The organism is Streptomyces sp. NPDC057543 (assembly GCF_042801895.1).
Taxonomy (GTDB): domain Bacteria; phylum Actinomycetota; class Actinomycetes; order Streptomycetales; family Streptomycetaceae; genus Streptomyces.
In genome coordinates, this window is record NZ_JBHVFF010000006.1 from 1 (window position 1) to 24,901 (window position 24,901).

The 24,901-nt window shown below is 69.7% G+C and carries 18 protein-coding genes; 4 read left to right on the forward strand and 14 right to left on the reverse strand.

The genetic code is table 11. The annotated features are described in order from the left end of the window. Positions 1–127: 127 nt before the first annotated feature. Both ACFU8Q_RS02165 and ACFU8Q_RS02170 read right to left on the reverse strand, forming a co-directional pair. Entirely contained in the window at positions 128–1,411 is a 1,284-nt protein-coding gene (locus tag ACFU8Q_RS02165; RefSeq protein WP_384446801.1) for an aspartate aminotransferase family protein, read from the reverse strand. Beyond that, entirely contained in the window at positions 1,408–2,250 is an 843-nt protein-coding gene (locus ACFU8Q_RS02170) for a nitrilase-related carbon-nitrogen hydrolase (protein ID WP_384446803.1), read from the reverse strand. The genes ACFU8Q_RS02165 and ACFU8Q_RS02170 overlap by 4 nt, the downstream gene beginning before the upstream one ends. 270 nt (positions 2,251–2,520) lie before the next feature. On the opposite strand from ACFU8Q_RS02170, the gene ACFU8Q_RS02175 reads away from it, so the two are divergent. Next, the gene (locus ACFU8Q_RS02175; protein WP_384446805.1) at positions 2,521–3,789 is read left to right on the forward strand and encodes an aminotransferase class I/II-fold pyridoxal phosphate-dependent enzyme; all 1,269 of its coding nucleotides are present in this window, start codon (positions 2,521–2,523) and stop codon (positions 3,787–3,789) included. A gap of 247 nt (positions 3,790–4,036) precedes the next feature. On the opposite strand, the gene ACFU8Q_RS02180 is transcribed toward ACFU8Q_RS02175, so the two are convergent. Continuing rightward, positions 4,037–4,306, reverse strand: a complete 270-nt coding sequence (locus tag ACFU8Q_RS02180) for a helix-turn-helix domain-containing protein (protein ID WP_384446807.1) — start codon at positions 4,304–4,306, stop codon at positions 4,037–4,039. 41 nt (positions 4,307–4,347) lie between these two features. On the opposite strand from ACFU8Q_RS02180, the gene map reads away from it, so the two are divergent. Next, positions 4,348–5,115 carry a type I methionyl aminopeptidase gene (gene map, locus ACFU8Q_RS02185; RefSeq protein WP_384446808.1) on the forward strand — a complete coding sequence of 256 codons (768 nt, stop codon included), beginning with the start codon at positions 4,348–4,350 and terminating at the stop codon, positions 5,113–5,115. A gap of 111 nt (positions 5,116–5,226) precedes the next feature. On the opposite strand, the gene ggt is transcribed toward map, so the two are convergent. The 11 genes from ggt to ACFU8Q_RS02240 all read right to left on the reverse strand — a co-directional run bounded on the left by ggt (position 5,227) and on the right by ACFU8Q_RS02240 (position 21,609). Continuing rightward, complete coding sequence (gene ggt / locus ACFU8Q_RS02190) at positions 5,227–7,035, reverse strand: gamma-glutamyltransferase (RefSeq protein WP_384446810.1); 1,809 nt, start codon at positions 7,033–7,035, stop codon at positions 5,227–5,229. Between the two features lie 126 nt (positions 7,036–7,161). Further along, on the reverse strand, positions 7,162–7,950 hold the full coding sequence (locus ACFU8Q_RS02195) for an SAM-dependent methyltransferase (RefSeq protein ID WP_384446812.1): 789 nt from the start codon (positions 7,948–7,950) through the stop codon (positions 7,162–7,164). Positions 7,951–8,804: 854 nt separating this feature from the next. Further along, the gene (locus ACFU8Q_RS02200; RefSeq protein ID WP_384446814.1) at positions 8,805–9,476 is read right to left on the reverse strand and encodes an HAD family hydrolase; all 672 of its coding nucleotides are present in this window, start codon (positions 9,474–9,476) and stop codon (positions 8,805–8,807) included. Positions 9,477–9,638: 162 nt separating this feature from the next. Continuing rightward, positions 9,639–12,680 carry an alpha-mannosidase gene (locus ACFU8Q_RS02205; protein WP_384446815.1) on the reverse strand — a complete coding sequence of 1,014 codons (3,042 nt, stop codon included), beginning with the start codon at positions 12,678–12,680 and terminating at the stop codon, positions 9,639–9,641. Between the two features lie 75 nt (positions 12,681–12,755). Continuing rightward, positions 12,756–13,160, reverse strand: a complete 405-nt coding sequence (locus tag ACFU8Q_RS02210) for a DUF3459 domain-containing protein (protein ID WP_384446817.1) — start codon at positions 13,158–13,160, stop codon at positions 12,756–12,758. Continuing rightward, the gene (locus ACFU8Q_RS02215) at positions 13,150–14,904 is read right to left on the reverse strand and encodes a glycoside hydrolase family 35 protein (protein WP_384446818.1); all 1,755 of its coding nucleotides are present in this window, start codon (positions 14,902–14,904) and stop codon (positions 13,150–13,152) included. Before ACFU8Q_RS02215 ends, ACFU8Q_RS02210 begins: the two co-directional genes overlap by 11 nt. A 48-nt stretch (positions 14,905–14,952) precedes the next feature. Beyond that, positions 14,953–16,908 carry a glycoside hydrolase family 5 protein gene (locus ACFU8Q_RS02220; protein WP_384446820.1) on the reverse strand — a complete coding sequence of 652 codons (1,956 nt, stop codon included), beginning with the start codon at positions 16,906–16,908 and terminating at the stop codon, positions 14,953–14,955. A 291-nt stretch (positions 16,909–17,199) separates the two neighbouring features. After that, positions 17,200–18,045: a carbohydrate ABC transporter permease gene (locus ACFU8Q_RS02225; RefSeq protein WP_384446822.1), complete on the reverse strand. Its 846-nt coding sequence runs from the start codon at positions 18,043–18,045 to the stop codon at positions 17,200–17,202. A gap of 5 nt (positions 18,046–18,050) precedes the next feature. After that, a complete protein-coding gene (locus ACFU8Q_RS02230; RefSeq protein WP_384446824.1) occupies positions 18,051–19,043 on the reverse strand; it encodes a carbohydrate ABC transporter permease in 993 nt (330 codons plus the stop codon). Continuing rightward, positions 19,040–20,311: an ABC transporter substrate-binding protein gene (locus ACFU8Q_RS02235; protein WP_384446826.1), complete on the reverse strand. Its 1,272-nt coding sequence runs from the start codon at positions 20,309–20,311 to the stop codon at positions 19,040–19,042. The genes ACFU8Q_RS02230 and ACFU8Q_RS02235 overlap by 4 nt, the downstream gene beginning before the upstream one ends. Before the next feature lie 140 nt (positions 20,312–20,451). Next, complete coding sequence (locus tag ACFU8Q_RS02240; protein ID WP_384446827.1) at positions 20,452–21,609, reverse strand: ROK family protein; 1,158 nt, start codon at positions 21,607–21,609, stop codon at positions 20,452–20,454. Positions 21,610–21,765: 156 nt separating this feature from the next. On the opposite strand from ACFU8Q_RS02240, the gene ACFU8Q_RS02245 reads away from it, so the two are divergent. Together ACFU8Q_RS02245 and ACFU8Q_RS02250 are read left to right on the forward strand one after the other, a co-directional pair. Beyond that, complete coding sequence (locus ACFU8Q_RS02245) at positions 21,766–23,883, forward strand: alpha-galactosidase (protein WP_384446828.1); 2,118 nt, start codon at positions 21,766–21,768, stop codon at positions 23,881–23,883. A gap of 44 nt (positions 23,884–23,927) precedes the next feature. After that, a complete protein-coding gene (locus ACFU8Q_RS02250; RefSeq protein WP_384446830.1) occupies positions 23,928–24,788 on the forward strand; it encodes an alkaline phosphatase family protein in 861 nt (286 codons plus the stop codon). Positions 24,789–24,901 lie beyond the last annotated feature (113 nt).

Sequence of the window (24,901 nt, forward strand, 5' to 3'; positions counted from 1 at the left end):
GCCCCGGACTCACCGCCCGGGGCCCGGCCGCATCGGGTGACAGCCGCACGGGGGACGTGACGGCGGCCGGCGGCACAGTCGTGTGCACCGGCCGTCGCCCACACCTCCGTCGCTCAGCAGCCGCTTCTCATCCCACCGACCGCAGGGCCTCGGCCAGGATCGCCGCGCCCTCCTCCGCCTCCGGGATGGTCAGCGAGAGCGGTGGTGCGATCCGCAGCACGCTGGTGTTGTGACCGCCGCCCTTCCCGATGAGCAGGCCGCCCTCCCGGGCCGCTTCGAGCACGCCGGCGGCCGCCTGCGGGTCCGCCTCGTCGGTGCCGGGCTTCACCAGCTCGATGCCGATCATCAGGCCCCGACCGCGCACCTCCCGCACACACGCGGAAGCCGCGCCGACCGCACGCAGCCGCTCGATCAGCAGCCCGCCGACGCGCCGGGCGTTGCCCTGCAGATCGTGTTCGAGGAGGTACGAGAGGTTGGCGAGGCCGGCCGCCATGGTGACCGGGGAGCCGCCGAAGGTCGAGATGGAGTTGGCGTCGAGGCAGTTCATGACGTCGGCGCGGGCCACGACACCGCCGATCGACATGCCGTTGCCGATGCCCTTGGCGAAGGTGAGAATGTCCGGCGGCCCGTTCTCGCCGTGTGCCTGCCAGCCCCAGAAGTGTTCCCCGGAGCGGCCCCAACCGGTCTGCACCTCGTCGGAGATCCACAGGACGCCGTGGCGGTCGAGGACCCGGCGGAAGGCCGCGTACAGACCGTCGGGCGGCGAGGTGAACCCGCCGACGCCCTGGATGGGTTCCGCGATCAGGGCGGCCGGTTCGCGGATGTGGCCGAGCAGGTCCTCCAGGTCGGCGACGCAGGCCGCGATGAAGTCGGCGTCGCCGAGGTGCGCGTACGGTCCCCGGGTGCGGACGCCGCCGTGCACGTACAGCGTCTGCAGCGGCGACAGACTCGTGGGCGACCACGCGTTGTTGCCCGTGATGGAGACCGCGGCGAAGGACCTGCCGTGGTAGCTGTTGCGCATCGCGAGGATCTGGTTGGACCTGCGGTACGCGGTGGCGAGGAGCAGGGCCGTGTCGTTGGCCTCGGTGCCGGAGGTGGTGAAGAAGACCCGGGCGTCCGGGATGCCGGAGAGCGTGGCGATGCGTTCGGCCAGCTCGACCATCGGCCGGTTGAGGTAGAGCGTGGAGGAGTGGATGATCCGCCCGGCCTGCTCGCTGACCGCCTTGGTCACCTCGGGCAGTGCGTGGGCGGTCATGGTGGTGAGGATGCCGCCGAAGAAGTCCAGGTAGCGCCTGCCGTCGGCGTCCCAGACGTAGCGGCCCTCGCCGTGGGTGATCTCCAGCGGATGTTTGTAGTAGAGCGCCAGCCAGTCGGGGCTGACGGCCAGATGGCGTTCGTGCAGACTGCTCACGGCTCCACCAGTCCTTCGTATGCGTCGGGCCGGCGGTCCCGGTAGAACGCCCACTGCTGACGGACCTCGTCGATGAGGCCGAAGTCGAGGTCGCGGACGACGAGTTCCTCCTCCTTGTCGCTGGCGACCTCGCCGACGAACTGGCCGCGCGGGTCGACGAAGTAACTGGTTCCGTAGAAGTCGTTGTCGCCGTACTCCTCCTGGCCGACGCGGTTGATCGCGGCGACGAAGTACTCGTTGGCGACGGCGGACGCGGGCTGTTCCAGCTGCCAGAGATAGCTGGACAGGCCGCGCGAGGTGGCCGACGGGTTGTAGACCAACTGAGCTCCGTTGAGCCCGAGTTGGCGCCACCCCTCCGGGAAGTGCCGGTCGTAGCAGATGTAGACGCCGACCTTGCCGACGGCGGTTTCGAAGACCGGCCAGCCGATGTTTCCGGGCTTGAAGTAGTACTTCTCCCAGAAGCCCTTGACCTGGGGAATGTGGTGCTTGCGGTACTTGCCGAGGTAGGAGCCGTCGGCATCGATGACGGCGGCGGTGTTGTAGTAGAAGCCGGACTGCTCGATCTCGAAGACCGGCACGACGATCACCATGCCGGTCTCACGGGCGAGTTCCTGCATCCTCCGGACGGTCGGCCCGTCCGGGACGGCCTCGGCCCAGCGGTAGTGCTCGGGTTCCTGCACCTGGCAGAAGTAGGGGGCGTTGAACACCTCCTGGAAGCCGATGATCTTCGCGCCCTGGCGGGCGGCCTCGCGCGCATGCTCCTCATGCTTGGCGATCATGGATTCGGTGTCGCCGGTCCAGGTCGCCTGGACGAGTGCGGCGCGTACGACTTGGGACATGAGCTGCTCCTTCGACGCGGCGTCAGAGAGCCTCTACGCGTTTCTACGCCCGTAGACACGTGCGTAGAGGAGAACGTAAGCCCCGTCACACAGCGGGGCAAGACCATCGCCGTGAACCGACGGAGTCGATCATGTTTCACACCCGTGCGGTCCACATGTGCGCGCCACCCGAAGCCGTACGGTGCCCTGCTCCCGGACCGGTCCCGCGCGCCGGTTTGTATTCTCGGCAGGCACCACCCCATCTGCGCGGCACCTGTGAGAGGAACCACCATGACCACCGAGCTGAGCCCCGACACCCTGACCGGGCGCCTCGAGCGGGCCCGTCAGGACTACCGGGACCTCGGGGGACTCGGGCTCTCGCTCGACCTCACCAGGGGCAAGCCGGCACCGGAACAGCTCGACCTCTCCGAGGAGCTGCTGAGCCTGCCCGCCGGGCGGCACACCTCCGCCGACGGCACGGACGTACGCAACTACGGCGGGCTGCAGGGGCTGCCCGAGCTCCGGGAGATATTCGCCGGGCTGCTCCAGGTGCCGGTCGGGCAACTGCTCGCGGCCGGGAACTCCAGTCTTGAGCTGATGCACGACTGCCTGGTGCACGCACTGCTGAGCGTGGTGCCGGGCGCCGAATCGCGCTGGGTGGAGCAGGAGCGGATCGCGTTCCTGTGTCCGGTGCCCGGATACGACCGGCACTTCGCGCTCTGCGAGCGGTTCGGGATCGACATGATCCCCGTGCCGATGACTCCCGAAGGCCCGGACATGGAGACCGTGGAGCGGCTCGTCGCCGAGGACCCGGCGATCAAGGGCAACTGGTGCGTACCGAAGTACAGCAACCCGGACGGCGTGTGCTACAGCGACGCGACCGTGGCACGGCTCGCCTCGATGAGCACCGCCGCGCCCGACTTCCGGATCTTCTGGGACAACGCCTACGCCGCTCACCACCTCACCGACGAGCCCGTCGAGATCGCCGATCTGCTCGCCGCCTGCGCCGGGGCCGGGAATCCGGACCGGGCCTTCGTGTTCGGCTCCACCTCGAAGATCACCGCGGCGGGGGCCGGTGTCGCGTTCTTCGGCTCGTCGCCCGCGAACGTGCAGTGGCTGCTCGGCAACAACGCCAAGCGGTCGATAGGTCCCGACAAGGTGAACCAGCTCCGGCACGCGCTGTTCCTGCGGGACGCCGACGGAGTACGGGCCCACATGGAGCGCCAGCGCGCCCTGCTGCAGCCCAAGTTCGAGGCGGTGGCCCGGATCCTGGAAGCCGAGCTCGGCGGGACCGGACTGGCGACCTGGACCTCCCCAAAGGGCGGCTACTTCGTGACCCTCGAAGTGCCGGACGGCTGCGCCAAGGAGGTCGTACGCCGTGCCGGCGAGGCGGGCATCGTGCTCACGCCGGCCGGTGCGACCCACCCGCACGGCGACGACCCGCGCGACGCGGTCATCCGGATCGCGCCCAGCTACCCGGGACTCGCGGAGCTGGAGCAGGCGATCGAGGGACTCGCCGTCTGCGTCCGCCTCGTGGGATACGAGCAGCAGGCCCGGTAGGTGGTGCCGCCGATGGACCTGGACGCGGCCGGGCCGCACACCGGCACCTATCGCGCCGCACGGGGCGCCGTGCTCGACGGCACCGGGCACATCTCGCATCCCGATCTGGCGGTCGCACTGCTGGACGAGATCGACAACCCGCCCCACCGGCGGATCCAGCCGGCGGTCGCCGACCGAGCCCTGGCCGGAGCCGGTCGCCGACCGAGCCCGGGGCCGGTCGCGCCGGCCGCGCGCGGAACCCGCGGCCCTACCCGGCCAGCGGCACCGCATCCTGCTCCGGGGCGCAGCGCGTGAGCAGTTCGTCCATCGAGAGTCCGAGCGCCCCCGCCAGCGCCGCGACGGTGAAGAACGCGGGGGTCGGGGCGCGGCCCGTCTCGATCTTGCGGAGCGTCTCGGCGGAGATTCCGGCGCTCGCCGCGATCTCGACCATGCTGCGCCCGCCGCGCGCCTCGCGGAGCAGCGCTCCGAGGCGTTCGCCGCGGCGGCGCTCTTCCGGGGTCAGGGGCGTTCGTACCATGCCGTCATTCTAATACCGCCTCGACCGGTATAGTAATTGGCATGGTGCAACTCAAGACAGATACATCCATCGACGCGATGCGCGAGACCGGCCGGATCGTGGCGCAGCTGCTGACGGCCGTACGGGAAGCGGCGGCGGTCGGCGTCTCGTTGCGCGAACTCGACGAGGTGGCCCGTGGGGTGCTCCGCGAGGCGGGCGCCGGGTCACCGTTCCTGAACTACCGGCCGCATTTCGCCCCCACTCCGTTCCCCGCCGTGATCTGCGCATCGGTCAACGACGCGATCGTGCACGGCATCCCGACCGATCAGCGGCTGCGCGACGGCGACCTGGTGAGCATCGACGCGGGCGCGACGCTCGGCGGCTGGGTGGGCGATTCGGCGATCAGCTTCACCGTCGGACGCGCCCGGCCGGCGGACACCCGGCTGATCGACACGGCGTTCGCGGCACTGGAGGCGGGAATCGCGGCGGCGGTCGTCGGGAATCGGATCGGTGACATCGCGCATGCGATCGGCACGGTGTGCCGCCGGGCCGGTTACGGCATTCCGGAGGGGTTCGGCGGCCACGGCGTGGGCCGGTCGATGCACGAGGACCCGGCCGTCCCCAACGAGGGACGGCCGGGTCGCGGCATGCCGTTGCGGCACGGAATGGTGCTGGCGATCGAGCCGATGCTGATCGGCGGCGGCAAGGACGCGTTCCATCCGGACCGGGACGGCTGGACGCTGCGCACGTCCGACGGCAGCCGGGCCGCGCACGCCGAGCACACCGTGGCGATCACCGAAGACGGTCCGCGGATCCTGACCGCCCTGTGATCAACGGGGCCAAGACGACCTCTGAGACATGCTCCCGTCAAGACTGCGAGGCTCGTTCGTCGCGAAACATCGCGACGAACCAAACCAGCACAGAGCGTTATTGACAGAACATCAGGGGCGGCCGTTCGGCTTCACAACCATCGCGGAGCCCCCGCCACGGCGCACCTTCTCGGCGGCCGCAAGCCACCGTCCGTCCGGCAGCCGCTGCACCCCCGTCGCCGCGCCGATCTCCGGGTTCAGCTTGAACGCATGCCCCAGCGACTCCAGTTGCGCCCGCACCGGGCTGTTCCACAGCCCCGGTTCGAGTTCCGTGGTCGCCGAGTTGCGCTGACTGGCACGCGGCGCCGCGATGGCGTCGCCCAGGGGCAGCCCGCGGTCGACCGTGCCGATGAGCGACTGCAGCACGGTCGTGATGATCGTTGCCCCGCCCGGCGACCCGAGGGCCAGCACCGGCTCACCGTGCTTCAGCACGATCGTCGGCGAGATGGACGAGCGCGGGCGCTTGCCCGGACCGGGCAGGTTCGGGTCGTGGACCGCCGGGCTCGCGGGCGCGAACGAGAAGTCCGTCAGCTCGTTGTTGAGCAGATAACCGCGCCCCGGCACGGTGATGCCGCTGCCGCCCGTCTGCTCGATCGTGAGGGTGTACGCGACGACGTTGCCCCACTTGTCGGCGGTCGTCAGATGGGTGGTGTTCTCCCCCTCGTACGTCGTCGGGGCGGCCGTGCCACCGGCCGCGCAGTCGGCCGGGTGGCTGGGGTCCCCCGGCGCCAGCGGGCTGGTCAGCACCGCGTCGTCCTTGATCAGGCACTCCCGCGAATCGGCGAACCGCTGGCTGAGCAGCCCCTGCGTCGGTACGTCCTCGAACGCCGGGTCGCCGACCCACCGCCCGCGGTCCGCGAACGCGATCCGGCTCGCCTCGATGTAGCGGTGCAGGTACTGCGCCTCGCTCAGCTTCGAAAGGTCTGTGGACTCAAGGATGTTGAGTGCCTCACCGACGCTCGTGCCGCCGGACGAGGAGGGTGCCATGCCATACACGTCGAGGCCGCGGTAGCCGACCTTCGTCGGTGCCTGCCGCAGCACCCGGTAGGACCGCAGGTCCTTGGCCGTGAGGTCGCCGGGCCGTACGACCCGGCCCGCCTTCGGGTCCACGGGCGGGTTGCGTACGGTCCGCACGACATCGTCGGCCAACTCGCCCTTGTACAGCCCGTCGATGCCCTCGCGGCCCACCTGTTCGTACGTACGCGCCAGATCGGGGTTCTTGAACACCGAACCGACCACCGGCAGTTGGCCGCCCGGCAGGAAGAGTTTCCGGCTCGCCGGGAAGTCGGCGAACCTGGCCTGGTTGCCCTCGGTCTGCGAGCGGAACGTGCTGTCGACGACGAAGCCGTCCCTGGCGAGCCGCTCGGCCGGTTTCAGCACCTGCCGCAGCGATTTGCTGCCCCAGGTGTCCAGCGCGGTGGCCCAGGTGGCCGGGGTTCCGGGGGTGCCCACGCTCAGTCCGCTGGTGACGGCGTCCTCGAAGGCGAGCGGCTTGCCGTTCTCCAGGAACAGCGAGGAGTCCGCACTGCGGGGTGCGGTCTCGCGGCCGTCGATCGTCTCCACGGTGTGCGTCTTTGCGTCGTAGTGGACGAAATAGCCGCCGCCACCCAGACCCGACGAATAGGGCTCGGTCACACCGAGCGCCGCCGCGGTCGCCACCGCCGCGTCCACCGCGTTGCCGCCCTTGCGGAGCACCTCGATGCCTGCGGCCGACGCATCCGCGTCGACGCTGGCGACCGCCCCTCCATACCCCACCGCCACAGGCGACTTGGGCGGTGGCTGGGACGGTGGTGCGGACGAGGACGGGGCCGCCGCCCCCATCGTGACGACAGCAGCGAGAACGACCGGCAACGACACATACCGCGCGACGGGACGTCGCATGCGCACCTCCAGTGAAGGATTGTCCGCCGCAGGGTAACGCCGCGCCCCCCACCCCGTCAGGACCACCCGTGAACCCGAGACCCCTCGCCCGCCAACATGCCCGCCCCTGTATGCAAGGGCCGCCCATCACTTGCGGGCGACGAACCCCCACTGATCGACGGGCTCAGCACCATCGTCACTCAGGCTCGGACGCCACAGGGAGATGGACCCGAATCCCGGATCGACCAGTTCCATCCCGTCGGCGCTCGCGAGGATCTCCTCGGGCCGGCGCACCAGGTAGGGCGGAGTGTCTCCGGCCGCGTAGGCTTCCTGGGCCGCCAGTGTCCGGGTGGTGGCGATCGTGTCGCAGAGGACCAGGTAGCTGCCTGTCACCGTGCCGGCCATGTATCGGCGCATGAGGTCGATACCGGCCCGGGGTTCGACGTGTCCCAGCGTGGACAGCACCATGACGGCCACCGGCTGTGTCATATCCAGGGTCCGGGACGCTTCCTGGAGTACTCGCTCGGCTTCCAGCATGTCCGCATGCACGTAGTCCGTCGCCCCGTCCGACGCGCTTGTCAGCAGGGCGCGGGCGTGCGCCAGGACCAGCGGGTCGTTGTCGACGTAGACGATGCGTGCCTTCGGCTGGATGCTCTGGGCTACCTCGTGGGTGCTGTTCTGGACGGGGAGCCCGGTTCCGATGTCGAGAAACTGGGTGATTCCCGCTTCGTCGGCCAGATACCGCACCGCACGCGCTTGGAAGGCCCGTGACGCACGGGCGAGGTCCCGGGTCTGGGGGTAGCTCGCGATAACCTGGTCTCCCAGTTCCTGGTCGACCGGGTAGTGGTCCTTACCTCCGATCCAGTAGTTCCACACGCGGGCCGAGTGCGGTACGCCGCTGCGGATCTGGGCCTCGAGCTCTGTCTGCTCAGTCATTTCGGTTCTCGTCTCGTAGTGTCTGAAGGGCAGCCGTGGCAGCCAGCGCCCCGTACTTGCCCCAGGGACGAGGTCTCGGAAGGCCCCTGTCACATCCGCGGCCGACCTGGCCCCGCGGTCATCCCAGGCCCGCTGCTGCTGAGCGAACGCCTCAGACCGGCGCTCTACGAGCAACAGCTGATCAAGCAGGATCCGAAGAGCCATCTCGCCCCCGCACACCACAGGTTGACGGAACGCCAGTTCTAGCTGGTCGACAAGGTACCCGAACGGGCTACACCATCAACTCCCTTCCCCTGGCCCCATGGAGGACACGGTGAGCGACGTTCTGCCCGCATGGGCCGCCGTCACCAACTGGCCGGCAGCACACGCGCCCGCCTCGCACGCCACACTGCGACCGGGCGCGACCGCGGCCGATGTCCATTGCGTCGAAGACGGACCGGGAGCACCTCTCCCTGCGGACTTGGTGACGCTGCTGCTGACGTGCAAACGGAACAGTCGAGGCGTCGGAGGTGGAACACGACCCCGACGAGTACGACCCTGGTCTGTTCCTCGCCCAGCATCATCTGCTGCCACTGGAGGCAATCGTGTTCAGGTCGATCTGCCGCACGACAGGCATCAGCCTGCTCGGGACGACGAGGACACGAAGTAGAGCAGCGTGCCCTGCTGACCGCCCGGAGCCACCTCCACGGTCGCCGGGTCGTGGCATCGGCTTCACCTCACCGCACGAGTCGCTCGACGCCACCACGCCCGGGGGCGCCCGGCCTTCCATGTCTTCGCGGCTCTGGCGGAGTTCAGCCGCCAACTCACCGTCCAGGGCACCAACGCATTGCTGTCCCGGGCAGCGGGTGACGACATCAGGCGGTCGGCGTCGTCGGCACGGTCAGCGCGGAGAGCAGCGCCAGGTCGGCCTGTTCGAGGCTGTCCAGCAGGGTGATCCGGTCGGCCCCGGCGATCGGCACGGTGGAGGGAACGGCCAGCACCGAGCAGCCGGCGGCACGCGCGGAGGCGACCCCGGTCGGAGTGTCCTCGACGGCCACGCAGGCGGCAGGGTCCAGCCCGAGTCGATCGGCGGCGGCCAGGTAGGGGGCGGGGTCGGGCTTGGTGCGCTCGGTGTCCTCGGCGGCGAGGGTGACGGTGAACCAGTGATCGCCGAGGCTGCCGAGGACCAGGTCTACTACGCGGCGGGGTGATGACGAGACCAGCGCGGTAGGCACGGCAGCGTCGCTCAGCTCGGCGAGCAGTTCCAGTGCGCCGGGCCGGGAGACGACCTCGGCGGCAACCTTGCTGCTGAACGCGTCGTTGAGGAGTTCGGCCAAGGCATCCACAGTGACACTGGTCCGGGTCACGCGGTACAGGTGGGCGGCGGTGTGGTCGACGGCGCGGCCGAGCACCTCGGGCAGGTCCTCCTCGGTGAGGGTGTGGCCGAGGCCGGCGGCGAGTTCGGCGGTGGCCTTTATCCAGAGGTACTCGGTGTCGACCAGCGTGCCGTCCATGTCGAACAGGACGGCGGCGGGGAGTGCAGGCACGGCGGTCCTACCTTTTTTGGTCGTGGGTTGACTGATCACTCGAAAGGTCGGTGGCCTAGGGGCTCCATGGCCGGCGTGGTGGAGCCGATGGAGCGGCTCAAGGATCACGGCTACTCGGAGCCCCGCGACGACTCGGCCGCGGCCCGTCCCGGAGGGCCTCGGTCAGTCACCCGTCCGGGGCCTCAGCCGAAGAGTGAGGATCTGGAACGGGCGGAGTGCCAGGAGCACCCTTCTGCCGTCCGCTTGTACGACGTCCACGTTCTCGCGCGGGTAGAGTTCGCGCTCCAGCAGATCGGTCTCGGCCGCCGACGCCAGCGGGAAGCCGGCGGTCAGGACGGTTCGGGCGCGTCCGCCGTGGGCCTCGTAGAGGCGTACGACGATGTCGCCGGAACGATCGTCGGCAAGTTTGACCGTCTCGATGACGACGGCCTCGTTATCCGCGGTGACGAGCGGTTGGACCTCTGTCGAGCCGGGGAGGCTGCGCTCCGGCTGGTTGAACGCGTAGCCCTCGCGGACGGTGTCGGCGATGTCGGCGCCGATGACGAACCCGTAGCGCAGACGGTGGTGGCCCTGGTCGGCATCCGGGTCGGGGAAGCGGGGAGCGCGGAGCAGGGAGAGCCGGACGGTGGTGGTGGTGCCGCCGTCGGCACGGACGTCTCGGGTGACCTCGTGCCCGTAGGTCGAGTCGTTGACCACAGCCGCGCCCCACCCCCGTTCGCCGAGGTGCAGGAAGCGGTGGGCGCAGATCTCGAACTTGGCGGCGTCCCAACTGGTGTTGGTGTGGGTGGGGCGCCGAACGTGTCCGAAGGGGATCTCCGCACTGGAGTGGTCGGCCCGCACGTCGATCGGGAAGGCGGCCTTGAGGAGCTTCTCCTTCTCGTGCCAGTCGATCTCGGTGTCGATGTCCAGGCGTCGGGAGCCGTCGGACAGGGAGACCAGCTGTTCGATGCGGGAATCACCGAAGGTCCGCACGATCCGGACACCGCCTTCCTCTGCCCTGACCGAGTCGGCGTCGAGGAGGTTGTGAACGGTGTTGCGGTAGAAGGCGTCGATGTCCCAGGCGTCGTACTCGTTGGGGAAGTCCTGGTGCAGTTGGAGGAGGTTGGCGGCGGTGCCGGGGGCCAGCGCTTCGCGGTCGGCCCCGATGTCGTACGCCGAGTTCACCAGGCCCTGGGCATCGATCCGGACGCGGACCAGGCCGTTGTCCAGCACGAAGCCGTCCCCGCAGGGGGCCGGGACGACGGGTCGGCCCGGCGACCGGGTCCGGAGCGTGGCACCGAGGGCGGGGACGCCGTCACGGGCGAACGGAGCGGCGTTGAAGACCACGAGCAGGTTGCCTTCGCCGGCCAGGGCGCGCTGGGCGGCGTCCGTGATCGCGCGCAGCTCGGCGGTGACGGCGGCGTAGGTCCGCTCCGCCTCCCGGTGCACCCAGGCGATGGAGGAGCCGGGCAGGATGTCGTGGAACTGGTGCAGCAGGACCGTCTTCCACAGCCGGTCCAGGGCCTGGTAGGGGTACGGGAATCCGGTGCGCACGGCGGCTGTCGCCGACCAGAGCTCGGCCTCTCGCAGCAGGTGCTCGCTGCGCCGGTTTCCCTGCTTGGTCCTCAGCTGGCTGGTCAACGTGCCGCGGTGGAACTCCAGGTACAGCTCCCCCTGCCACACCGGCGCGTCGGGGTATTCGGCGTGTGCCCGCTCGAAGAAGTCCGCGGGGCTCTCGATGACGACCCTGGCCGAGCCCTCCAGGTCGACAAGGCGCTCGGCCCGGGCCAGCATCTCCCGGGTGGGGCCGCCGCCGCCGTCTCCGTAGCCGAACGGGAGAAGGGAGCGGTTGGCAGCCTCCTTGTCCTGGAAGTTCCTTACGGCGTGGGCGAGTTCGGATCCGGTGATCTCGGCGTTGTAGGTGTCGACGGGCGGGAAGTGGCTGAAGATCCGGGTGCCGTCGATGCCCTCCCACCAGAAGGTGTGGTGCGGGAACTTGTTGGTGGTGTTCCAGGAGATCTTCTGGGTGAGGAACCAGCGCACGCCGGCGAGTTTCATCAGCTGCGGCATGGCCGCGTTGTAGCCGAAGGTGTCGGGCAGCCACATCTCCTTCGTCTCGACACCGAACTCATCGAGGTAGAAGCGCTTGCCGTGGACCAGCTGCCGGGCGAGGGCCTCGCCGCCGGTGATGTTGGTGTCGGGTTCCACCCACAGGCTGCCGACGGGGAGGAACTGTCCGGTCTTCGCCTTCTCCTGGACCCGGCCGTAGACCTCGGGGCGGTGTTCCTTGAGCCAGGCCAGCTGCTGGGCCTGGGACATGGCGAAGAGGAAGCCCGGGTGGTCGTCCATGAGGTGGGTGACGTTGGAGAGCGTCCTGGCGACCTTGCGGACGGTCTCGCGCAGCGGCCACAGCCAGGCGGTGTCGATGTGGGCGTGCCCGACGGCGGACATGCGGTGGGCGCTGGCGACCGCGGGGGCGGCGAACGCCGGGCGCAGCACCTCGCGGGCGGCGGTGGCGCTGCCGGCGATGTCCTGCAGGTCGACTGCGTCCAGGGCCCGCTCGATGGTGTGCAGGAGCTGCCAGCGGCGCGGGTCGGCCTCGGGGAGTTCGCGCATGAGCTCACCGAGGACGTCCAGGTCCTGGGCGAGTTCCCACACCTGGGTGTCGAAGACCGCCAGATCGAGGCGGAGCAGCTGGTACAAGGGTGCGCTCTCGGGGCCGACTCCCGTCATCCAGGAGGGTTGGTCCCCGGTCCGGGACGGGATGTGGTCATCGACCAGGTTGGGGTTGGCGGCGGCCTCGACGTAGTAGGTGAAATCCTCGCCGCCGACCGCCGGGTCGGCGACCGGGACATAGGCGTTGCGGGGGTTGAGGGCTTTCACCACGCTGCCGTCCGCCCGGTAGACCAGGCCCTCGGTGGAGAAGCCCGCGCCGGTGACGTTGAAGCCGAGGTCGATGACCGCCTCGACCCGCAGGCCGGCCCACTCCTCCGGAACCCTGCCGCTGATCCTGAACCAGCTCGTGGACCAGGGCGGCCCCCATCGGTGCCCGAGCGTCACGGGTTCGTACGGTGCGGCCAGGCCGTCGGCCACGGGGACCGGCTCGCCCGGCACGCTCCAGATCGCGATCTCGACCGGGACGGTACGGGCGTGGACCGCGGGCCGGATGCGCTGGTTCAGCACCCGGTCGAGCCGCTGCTCGGTGAGGCGTCGCTTGCTGTGCATGGATTCCTCTGTAGTCGATGGAGGACGGTGATCTTGTTGCGGCCGGCCGTCAGGAGCGGTGCGGGGACGGAGGCGTCAGACCGTCCACCACCCCGTGGTGTTCGCGGCCGGCCCGAAGCTCGCGCTGTGGGAGCCGTTGGTGCGGCCGACCGGAGAGCCGGCGAGGAGCAGACGCCCGGGTGCGGGGATGCGTACCGCCCCATCGGTGGTGTTCAGCGTGCAGACGAAGCCCAGGCGGCGGAAGACGAGCACGCCCGCAGGCGCGTCGGTCCATTCGACGGCCTCACCCGCGCCGAGCCCCGGGTGCGCCCGCCGTACCGCGAGCGCGCCGCGGTACAGCTCAAGCGTCGAGTCCGGGTCGCCGGTCCGGGCTTCGACGCTGAGGGCTCCCCGGCCCTCGGGCTGCGGCAGCCGGCTGAAGCCCGTACCGAAACCGCCGGCTGAGGCGTGCTGTCCGGTGTCGCGGACTTCAGTCCTCAATGGGGCCCAGATCGGGAGTGCCCCGCAGTTCCACCGTGCGGGTGGTGGAGCCGTGCAGCTCGAGGACCGTGATCTCGTTCCGGCCGGCGTTCAGGATCGGCGCGGGGACGTAGAGAGTGGTCTGCGGTCCTCGGGACCAGTACCGGCCGAGTGCGAAGCCGTTGATCCAGACATGGCCCTTGGTCCAGCCGTCCAGGGCGATGTAGCCGTCGGCCGGCTGCTCGATGTCCAGGTGTCCACGGTGGAACGTGGGGCCGACCGGGGGTGAGGCGGGCTCGAACGTGGTGAAGGACAGCCGGCCCAGATCGTCGAGAGGTACGGGTCGGCTGTACCAGCCGTCCGGGGCCGCTGCGTTGACGGTGACCTCGCCGAGCAGTCCCTTGCGGTCGTGCATGCCCTGCCCGTAGTTGACCCTGCCCTGGTTCTCCACCAGCACGGCCAAGTGCGCGCCGCGCCGAAGGGTGTGGAAGGCGAGGGTGTGCTCATGGCTCTCGCGTTCCAGGACGCCGACCGGCTGGCCGTCGACGAAGACCTGGGCGCGATCGTGCACCTCGGCGACGCGCAGGACGGTCGGCCCGGCCGCCGGGAGCACCGTCTCGTACAGGATGAATCCGAAGCACTGGCCGAGCTGTTCCATGACCTGCGGACGGTCGGCGTGCACCGCGCTGCCGAGCCGCTCGCGCTGGTCCAGGAGGCTCGCGCATGCGGTGAGTTCGGCGACGGCCGGGGCGAGCTTGAGTGCGGGGGCGGGTACCGGCTCCTCGGGGACGGGCGCGTACCGGGCGATGACCTCGCGGAAGGCGGCGTATTTCGGCGCGGGGTCGCCGGCCTCGTCCAGCGGTGCGTCGTAGTCGTACGACGTGACGATGGAGCGGTACGTGCCCTTGTCGTTGGCGCCGTTGGTGAAGCCGAAATTGGTACCGCCGTGGAACATGTAGATGTTGACCGAGGCACCGGCCGCGAGCAGCCGGTCGAGGTCCGCCGCGGCGTCGGCCGCGCTGCGGGTGACATGGGTGCCGCCCCAGCGGTCGAACCAGCCGATCCAGAACTCGCTGCACATCAGCGGCCCGGACGGCTGATGCGTGCGCAGTTCGGCGAGCCCGGCGTCCACCCGGCTGCCGAGATTGACTGTGCGCAGGACGCCGTCGAGGCCGCCGCGCTCCAGGTCGGAGGGCTGGTCGCAGGTGAACAGCGGCACGTCGATTCCGTGCCGGTGCAGCAGCTCCGCCAGATTCTCCAGGTAGCCGGAGTCGTCGCCGTACGCACCGTATTCGTTCTCCAGCTGCACGGCGAGGATCGGGCCGCCACGAGTGGAGAGGTACGGAAGGACGGGCGGCAGCAGGGCGCCGAGGAAGTCGTCCACCGCCTTCAGGTAGCGCGGGTCGCGACTGCGCAGTTCGATGTCCTCGTCGACGAGCAGCCAGGAGGGCAGGCCGCCGCCCTCCCACTCGGCGCAGATGTACGGGCCGGGGCGGAGCAGCACGTGCAGGCCTTCGGCGGCGGCCAGATCGAGGAATCGGGGAAGATCGAGACCTGCGTCCAGCCGGAACTCACCCGGATGGGGCGAGTGGAGGTTCCATGGGACGTAGGTCTCGATCGTGTTCAGTCCCATCAGGCGCGCCTTGCGAATCCGGTCGGCCCACTGTTCCGGATGGATCCGGAAGTAGTGCAGTCCGCCGGAGATGATCCGCAGCGGTCGGTCGTCGAGACGGAAGCCGTCTGCGGCAATCTCGAGTCGTGGCATGGCCGTGGTCTCCTCGATGATGGGACTGATGGGACTGATGGGGGCGGGTCAGCTCAGCGGACGACAGAGCAGTGCGTCGGGGACACCGCCGTTGTTCCACTGCCAGGTGAAGGCGACGCCGGCGATGTACTCGTTGTCGGTGCACTGCCCCTTGTAGTAGCCGGGGGCCCAGTCGCTTTCGACCGAGCCGCCCGTGGCGGGGCGGTTGTCGCCGTGGTCGAACCAGACGTTGCGTCCGTTCAGCGGCAGCGGCGCGGCGGATGGCGCGCAGAGCAGGCCGGCCATGGAGTTGCCCTTGACGCTGTAGCCGACGGCGAAGGTGTTGTCGGGGCACTGGAGTTTGTTGTAGCCCGAGGCCCAGTCACCGTGGGTGACGTAGCGCTCGTCATGGACGGCCACCCAGGCGCCGGCTCCCTTGGCGGGCTGGTTCGCGTCGGTGCACAGACCACGCTTGTCGCTGCGGCCGAGGCCGATCAGGCGCTGGTTGTCGGGGCAGTTGCCCTTGCGGTAGCCGGGGCTCCAGTCGCTCTGGGCGAGCATGCGGGAGGAGACGTTGTGGTCGCGGAAATCGAGGTTGAGCATGTTCCAGTGGTTGACCTGTGCGACCGGACCGGAGACGCCCGGGGCGTTGATCAGCTTGTTCCAGTCGGCAGACCGCCAGTCACCGGGGTCGCTGAGGCTCTGCCGTTTACCGGCGGCGTCGTAGGAGATCAGGGCCCAGTTGTCCTGCGGCGCGCCGTTGGCACCGGTCCATCCGACCAGCGGCCAGATGGCGAAGTCGGTGTCGTTCTCGACCAGGATGTCGGTGAAGTTGCCGAACCAGGTCTTCTCCTTGGCGTCGATTGACCCCCGGCCGGCCGCACCGAACTCGCTGATCCAGACGGGGGCAGTGAAGTGCTGGCCGGACCGGGTGACGAACAGGGCCTCGTCGTGCACCAGTTGCTTCAGCTTGTCGAGCGGGAAGTCCTCGTACGGCCAGTCGTTGGTGTGCCCCGGTCCGCTGGCGGCACCCGTGTAGTTCGGCCCGGTGTAGCCGTAGAAGTGCGCGGCGTAGACCAGCTTCCCCGAGCTGATCAGGGTGTTGGAGAGTTCACGGACCGGGGTCAGCATCGGCCTGCCGTAGTTCAGCCCGTCCAGCGGGATGCCGTACCAGTTGATGCCCTCCATGATGACCAGCATGTCGGGGTCGGCTCCCAGGATGCGGGTGCCCGCCAGCTCGAAGGCCGCGTACGCGTCGTGCTCGTCACCCCAGCCCCAGTTGGGGTCGTCCCAGGTGTCGCGGCGAATCTCGTTGCGCAGGTCGGCGCCGACGACTCGCTTGTTCGCCTTGTAGCGGTTCACCAGGAAGAGCCAGTCCTGCTGCCACTGTTCGGCGGACTGGCCGCTGTTCCAGCGCTCGTTGCCGTCCAGGCCGCAGCAGAAGCGGTAGGTGGTGGTGTGGTTGTTGAGGATGACCGCGAACCCGTCGGCGGTCAGGGCCGCCACCACCGCGTCGAACACCTGCAGCGCGGTCTTGCCCTTCAGCTGTGGATTGGCCGCGACCGCGGAGTCCGGTACGACCGTGGTGTCGCGCATCATCGCGTTGGCGAACGGCAGGCGGATGGTGTTCAGCCCGAGCTCGTGGAAGTCGGCCGTGATCTGCGTCATCGGCGCGCGGTCCAGGCCCAACGGGATGTTGTGCGACATCTGGTTCGCCTGGTGGTTCGCGGGGTCGTTGACGTCGCCGCTGCCTTCCCAGGTGCCCTGGGCGCCGGCCCAGTTGCCGGCCTTCAGCTTGAAGCGGTTGCCGTTGGCGTCGACGATGTATCGCCCGCGGGTACTCAGCGGTCCCGTCCAGGAGGCTGCCAACTGCGGCCCGGTCATCGGAGTGACGGTGGTGGCGCTGGGGAGCGCCGCGGCGGAACCGGAGGTTCCCCCGAGGACGAGGGTAACCGCGGCGGCCGCGGCAGGCAGGATTCGGGAGAAGAATTTCCTGACGACGGGAGTCGGCCTGTCGGATCTCATGATTGTCCCCTCCAGGGGTGGGGGTGGGGGTGCGGGCGGATCTTCAGGTGGTGCGGCCCGGACCGGCGGTCCGGAGTCAGGAGCGGCTCTGAGCCTGTTGGGTGACCTTCGATCGGAGAGCGGACGCGGCATGGTACGTACGATTCCAAGGCGCCGGGATGGCCTCGGATGGCGTCCCCCTGCTCGAACGAAGCTGAGCGCTAGGGGAGGGAGCTACCAGGCCCTTTCGGCAACACGGGAAGCGTGCGTGCCAGGGCGTGGCCGCCCGATCAGAGGTCACCCGACAGGCTCTCAGCCCTTGAGGCCGCTGGTGGCGATGCCTTCGACGATGTAGCGCTGGGCGACCAGGAACATGGCCACCAGCGGTGTGATGGTCACGACGGCTCCGGCGAACAGTCCGGGCAGGTTGATGGTCTGTGAGGTGAGGAACGTCGACAGGGCGATCTGGGCCGTCCACGCGGACGGGTCCTGGCCGATGACCAACGGCCACAGGAAGGCGTTCCAGCTTTCGATGAAGGCGAGCGCGCCGAGCGAGGCGAGCATCGCTCCGGACGACGGCAACGCGATCCGGCGGTAGAGGCCGAGCCAGCCGAGCCCGTCCAGGCGTCCGGCTTCCTCGATCTCGGTGGGGAACTGGAGGTAGAAGTTACGGAAGAGCAGGACGGCGAAGGGGTTGAACAGCCCGGGTGCGATGATTCCCCACAGAGTGTTGACCCCGCCCATGGAGCCCACGACGACGAAGGTGGGCACGAACGTCACCGAGCCGGGGATCATCAGCGTGGCCACCACCAGGGCGAGCAGGACGCCGCGTCCCGGCACCGGGATCCGCGCGAGGGCGTACCCGGCGGCCGAGGCGAGGATCGTCGACACCGGGGCGGTGATCGCGGCGATCAGCAACGAGTTGCCGAGGGCCTGGCCCATGTGCAGGGTGGGGTCGCTGAAGAGCGAGGTGAAGTTCTCCCAGTGCATCGTGGACGGCCACCAGGTCCAGTGCGGTGACGTCAGGCCTTGCGTGTCCATCAGCGCGTTGCGCAGCATCAGGTAGAAGGGCGCCAGGAACACTGCCGTCAGCAGGCCGGCCAGCACGCCGCGCGCGGACCGGCGCAGTACCTGCGGCAGTTCTCGTGTGGTTGTCATATCGCTCATTCCTCACCCTTGCCGAAGCCGGTGAACCGGCCCTGGAGCAGGGTCACACCGACGATGAGGGCGGTGAGCACGAAGGCTCCGGCCGATCCGAGGCCGTAGTTCTGGGCGCCCATCGCGGTGTCGTAGAGATAGACCAGCGGGGTTCGGACCGGGGCCGTCGCTGCCCCGGACAGCCCGCTGTTGAACAGGTTGTAGAACTCGTCGAACGCCTGGAAGGCGGCGATGAACTGCAGCATCAGGACGGCCACCGAGGTGTTGCGCAGCATCGGCAGGGTGATCCTGCGCAGCAGGCGCAGGCCGGTGGCGCCGTCGAGGGCGGCGGCCTCGTAGACCTCCTTGGGGATGCCTTGGAGTCCGGCCAGGAAGAGCACCATGTAGAAGCCCACCTGGAGCCAGAGGCGGAGGGTGACGAGGACGACCCAGTACAGCGGTGGCGAGGTGGTCTGCAGCCACGGGACGGCGGACATGCCGAACCATCCGCCGACCGTGTTGGCGATACCGGCCGGCAGCCCGTTGAACAGGCACATCTTCCACAGCAGGGAGGCTGCGACGTAGGAGACGGCGGCCGGGATCAGGAAGGCGGTGCGCAGCAGGGCCCGGCCGCGCCGGATCCGGTGCACCAGCAGCGCCAGTCCCAGCGAGGCGGCGAACGTCACCGGCACGATGAACACCGTGAACAGCAGGATCTGGACGAGCGACCTGCGGAACACCGCATCGGAGAGCAGCGCCTGGTAGTTGTCCAGGCCGACCCAGTGCCCCAGGGCGATGGTGCCGCGGGCCTCACTGAAGCTGAGCAGCAGGCTCCAGCCGATGGCGACGTACTTGAAGAGGCCCAGGCCGATCAGCAGGGGTCCGGCGAGCAGTGCGAACGCTCCCCAGGCACGCCGGTCCGGGCGGGGACGGCGGGTGGGGGCGGTGCCCCGCGGCTCGGCTGCGGGGCACCCGACACGCTCGCTGTGAAGCGTGGGCGAAGGTGCGGACTTCATCATGCGCGCTGCTTGTCGATCTCGCTCTGGGCCTGCTTGGCCGCGTCGGCCAGGAGCCGGGCCGCATCGCCCTGCCCGCTCACGATCTTCGCCGCAGCCGCGGTGAAGAGGTTGCTCACGGCGCTGTTCCAGGTGCTGGGGTTGTGCCTGCCGTAATTGGCGGCGAGCTCGACGCTCTCCTTGGCGAGACCCTGGGCGAGCTTGTCGGCGGAGGCTGCGACAGACATGCGCGGCGGGATGTGGAAGCCGTAGCTTTCCGACCAGTCCTTCTGGAGGTCGGTCTGCTGGATCCAGAGCCACTGGACGAACTTCTTGGCCGCTGACACGTTCTTGCCCTTGGCGTTGACGCAGCTGGTCCAGCCACCGACGCGCACGACAGGCTTGCCGCCGGCCTTGAAGGCGGGCCAGGGCAGGATGCCGAAGTCGTCGCCGAGCGCGGTCCTGATGGCGGGCATCGACCAGAGGCCGCCCAACTGCATCGGGACGACGTTCTGGGTGAGGGCGGCGGGATCCCACCAGTCGGTGGTGAAACCGAGCAGCAGGGACCGGTCGTCGTGAAGGCGCTTGAGCCCGGCCACGGCCTCGGCGGCCTGCGGGGAGCCGAAGGCCGCCTTGCCGTCGGTGACCAGGTCACCGCCGTTGGAGAACACGGCCAGGGCGGCGCCTTCGCTTACGCCGTCGTTGCCGAGGAACAGACCCTTGGTCTTCTTGCCGGTCAGGGCCTTGGCCGCGGCGACGAGCGCGTCGAAGCTGTCGGGCGGGGTGATGCCGGCCTTGGACAGCGCGCTTTTCCGGTAGTAGAGCATCACGACGTCGTCGAGCGTCTTGACGCCGTAGAGCTTGCCGTCGACGGTCACCGCGTCGAGGTCGCCCGGGTTGAAGTCGGACTTGGCGCTGCCGTAGAGGTCGTCCAGCTGGGCTATCTGGCCTCGCCGGGCGAGGCTTTCGCTGAAGTCGCCGATCTCGAAGACGTCCGGGGCGGAGTCGGTGAGCAGGGTCGCGTAGAGCTTGCTGGAGTAGTCGCCCGGGGTCCAGGTGACCTTGACCGCGATGTCCGGGTTGGCCTTGGTGAACTCGGTGGCATAACGGGTGAGGGCCTGCTGGGTGCCGGCCTCGCCGTAGGCGTGGGACCAGACGTTCAGGGTGGTCTTCGCCCCGGCGGAGGCCCCGCCGCTCGGGCTGGTGCTGCAACCGACCGCTGCTCCGGCGACGAACAGAATGGATCCGCCGAGGAATCCTCTGCGGCTAAGCTGGGCTCTCTGTGCGCTCACTTCGCATCCTTCAGGTTGAGAGGGTGGGGGTACGTGTTGTTGTCCGGCGCAGCCGGTGTCCGGCATTCACAGTTGGCAGACGGTGACGGACATCGGCCGCGCCGGAAGCCTGGGCCGGCGATCGGGACGGTGACGCTCGCTCAGGGGAAGAGGGCCTGGATGCCGACGACGGCGGCTCCGCGGGCCCACTCCTCCCAGGGGAGTGGACGCAGGGTCAGCGGGCATTTCGCCGCTGCTTTGAAGCAGTGCGCGGCGTAGGCGTCCTTGATGTGCATTCCGAAAAGGTCGTAGGTGTCGAGCCCCTCGCCGGTGACGACGACGCGCTCGGGACCTACGAGGTTCACAAGGGTGGCAATGCCGACGCCGATGGCGTGGCCCGCCCTCGCGAAGGCGCCCTGTGCGGCGGGGTCTCCGCCACGGGCGAGCTGAACGGCGCCGTCGAAGTCCAGGTCGGGGTCGTCGGTGGCGCAGCGGATGGCGGCGAGGACGGCGTCGCTGGAGGCGATGGCCTCGACGCAGCCGACCTGGCCACAGTGACACCGCGGCCCGGCCGGGTCGATGCTGATGTGCCCCATCTCTCCGGCGACGCCGTACGCGCCGGCGACCAGCTCACCGTTGATGACGATCCCGGAGCCGATCCCGGCCCCGATGGTGACCAGCGCGAAGTACTCGGTACCGATGCCCTCGCCGAACCAGTGCTCGGCGGCGGTGATGGCCTTGACGTCGTTCTCCACGGTGACGGTCAGGCCGGTCGCCGCGGCGACGGTATCGGCCAGCGGCACGTCGCGCCAGCTGGGGAGCACGGAGTAGCGGACACGCCCGCAAGGGCGGTCCACGTCGCCGGAGACCGCGATGCCCAGGTGCCGGGTGCGGGCCCGGTACTCGGGGTTCGCGTCGAGAAGTTCGGCGACGAGGTCGGCCAGTAGCCCACACACGGCGGCCGGGTCGCGGTCGCCCAAGGGCCGGCTGGCGGTGGTGCGCATCCGGGCTCGCAGGTCGCAGACCGCGCCGAAGAGGGTGTCGGCACTGATCTTCACACCGACGACGAACTCCCGGTCGGGAGTGACGGCCAGCGGGTTCACGGGGCGTCCGGCCCCTGGAGCGGTGCGCTCCGGGGGGAGCTCGTGCAGGTAGCCGGCGTCGATGAGTGGTCGCGCAGCCTTGGTCACAGCGGTCGAGGACAGGCCCGTCCGGCGGGCCAGCTCCACCCGGCTGAGCGGGCTCTCGGCCAACAGCAGGGTGAGGATGGCGGTTTCGGCCGGTGCGGTGACCAGTGGCCGCGAGTGGTTTGGAAACACGGCGGCAACCTACCGGCAAATAAATAACTTCGTCCAGTATTGATTTTCCCGCCCGGGCGGTCCTACGCTCTGGCCCAACTCCGGGTGCTTCCAACGCTGTTCACCATGGCTGGCCGCCCGATCCTCACCGACGCTCGACACCCCTCGGGACCTCCTGTGCCTCCCACGCCCTCATCCGTTTCCTTCGACCCCGCCCGCGGGCTGGCGGTCCTGCGGACCCCGAACAGCGTCTACGCCGTGCGCATCGGCGCCGACGGCAGCCCCCGGCATCTGCACTGGGGGGAAATGCTCGACACCGACGCCCTCGGTGGACTGCTCACGGCCACCTCGCCTGCCGCGAGCAGCTTCGAAGCAGACCCCGCCCCGGACGAATTGGCCCCGCAGACCGGTGCGCGGTTCGGGCCCGCCGGCCTCCAAGTGCGGTTCGCCGACGGCACCCGCGGCGCCCAGTGGTCCTTTACCGGGCACACGGTCCACGACGGGGAGCTTCGCCTGCAACTGACCGACAGGCACTACCCGTTGGCCGCCGAGCTGTGCTATCGCGTCCGCCCCGGCAGTGACGTCATCGAGCGCTGGGTGGAACTCACCCACACCGGAGCCGACGATTCGGGCCCGGTCACCGTCGACCGGCTGGACTCGGCCTCCTGGACGGTACCGGCACTGCCCGACTACCGGCTCAGCCACCTCGTGGGGGGCTGGAACAGCGAGTTCCAACTACACCGAGACCGGCTCCCGGTCTCCGAGACCGTGCTCACCAGCCGCCGCGGCGTCACCAGCCACCACGCCAACCCCTGGCTCGCCCTCGACGACGGCACCGCCGACGAGGAACACGGCGAGGTCTGGAGCACCGCCCTGGCCTGGAGCGGAAGCTGGCGCATCACCGTGCACCGCGACCCGGTCGGCCGGACCACCTGGACCGGCGGCTTCGGCCACGAAGGACTCAGCTGGACCATCCAGCCCGGCCAGAGCCTGCACACACCCGTCTTCGCCGGCCTCTACACCTCCGGCGGCTTCGGCGCAGCCAGCCGCGCCTGGCACACCCACATCCGCACCAGCGTCCTGCCCGCCCCCGACCACGACCGGCCCGTCCTCTACAACTCGTGGGAAGCCACCGGTTTCGGCGTCGACCACCCCGGCCAGCTGCACCTGGCCCGCCTTGCCGCACGTCTGGGGGCAGAGCTTTTCGTCGTGGACGACGGATGGTTCGGCGCACGCACCAGCGACCGGGCGGGCCTCGGCGACTGGACACCCCGGCCCGAGGCGTTCCCCGACGGGCTGCGCCCACTGGCCGACGAAGTGCACCGCCTGGGCATGGCCTTCGGACTTTGGGTGGAGCCGGAAATGGTCAACCGCGACAGCGACCTCTACCGGGCCCATCCCGACTGGGTCATCCACGCAGCGACTCGGGACGCCACCGAACTGCGCAACCAGCTCATGCTGAACTTCGCCCGCCCCGACGTCGAGGCCTGGGCCCACCGGACCCTGGACCGGTTGGTGCGTGACCACGACGTCGACTGGCTCAAGTGGGATGCCAACCGGGTCGTCACCGAGGCCGGATGGACCGGCCACCCGGACCCCGACCGGCTGTGGATCGACCACACCCGCGCCGTCTACCGGATCACGGACCGCCTCCGCGCCAACCACCCCGGCCTTCGCATCGAGGCCTGCGCGGGCGGCGGCGGACGCACCGACCTCGGCATCCTCGCCCGCACCGACCAGGCCTGGACCTCCGACAACACCGATCCCGTCGACCGGATCAGCATCCAGCACGGCTTCAGCCAGCTCTTCCCCGCCCAGGCCATGGCCGCCTGGGTGACCGACAACCCCAACGTCACCACCGGCCGCACCACCCCTCTCCGGTTCCGCTTCCACGTCGCCATGGCCGGAGCACTCGGCCTCGGCGGAGACCTCACCGTCTGGTCCGAGGAGGAACTCGACGAGGCCGCCGCGCTCGTCGCCCGCTACAAGGAGATCCGCCCCCTGGTCCAGCACGGCCACCAGCACCGCCTCCGCGGCCGCGGCGGAGTGACAGCCGTGCACTACGCGTCCCAGGACGACACCGAACATGCCGTCCTTGCCTGGCGCCCCGCAACCCGCTTCGGCCATCAGCCCCCCGGGCTCGCCCTGCCGGCCCTGGACCCCGCGGCCCGCTACCTCGACATCGACGAGGGCATCGCCCACAGCGGCGCCGCCCTGACCAGGCGGGGCATCGACCTGCGGCTGCCGGCCGGCGACTACGCCAGCCGCCTGATCCGGCTACGCCGGACCATCTGACCGCCGCCCCTCTTCTGCCCCCAACTCACGAAGGAACCGAGAACATGCCCACACCCCGGGTCCTGGTCGTCGGCATCGACGGCGTCCGCCTCGACACGTTGCCCCTGCTGGACACCCCGAACCTCGACGAACTCGCGAACGCCGGCTTCCTCGCGCCCGTCCACATCGACGACGACACACCGACCATGTCGGGCCCCTGCTGGACCACGATCGTCACCGGTGTCGGCGTGGCCAAGCACGGAGTCTGGGGCAACAACTTCTCCGGAAACCGGCTTGGGGTGTTCCCCGACTTCACCACCCGGCTGGCCGCCGAGCACGGGCTGCGGACCTTCGCGGCCGGCGGTTGGGAACCCCTGTTCCTGGCCCGGCAGGGCGGCCCGGTCTTCGCGGCCCCGAGCAGGCTCGCCTACATCGCCCCGCGCGAGGACACCCCGCAGGCCTGGGAAGAATGCGACCAGAGCGTGACCGACGAGGCCGTAAGGGTTCTCGACTCCGGCGAAGACCTCGACGCCTCCTTCGTCTACCTCGGCGCCGTCGACGAGACCGCCCACTACCTCGGCTGCGGCCCCGAGTACCGGCATGCGATCGAGACCGCCGACCGACGACTCGGACAGCTCCTCAGCGCCGTACGCGGACGTCCCGACGCCCGGTCCGAGGAGTGGACCATCATCGCGGTGACCGACCACGGCCACCGCGACGAAGGCGGCCACGGCGGGCGCAGCACATCGGAGCGCACCGCCTGGATCGCCGCGAGCAGCCCCGCCATCACCCCCTCCACCACGCCGGACGGCCTCCGCCACGCCGATGTCGCCGCCCACGTCTACGCCGCCCTGGGTATCACACCCGACCCGCACTGGACGCTCGACGGACGGCCCTTCCCCTCCCTCGCACCGCAGACCGCCTGACGCCGGCAGGAACCGCCGGCCGGCGACCGCCTCACCCAGCGGGTGAGTTCCGCCCGCAACTCGCACCGAGCGGCGGGCTGAACCCCGCCGTCGCAGAAGCGTCCCACCGGGCG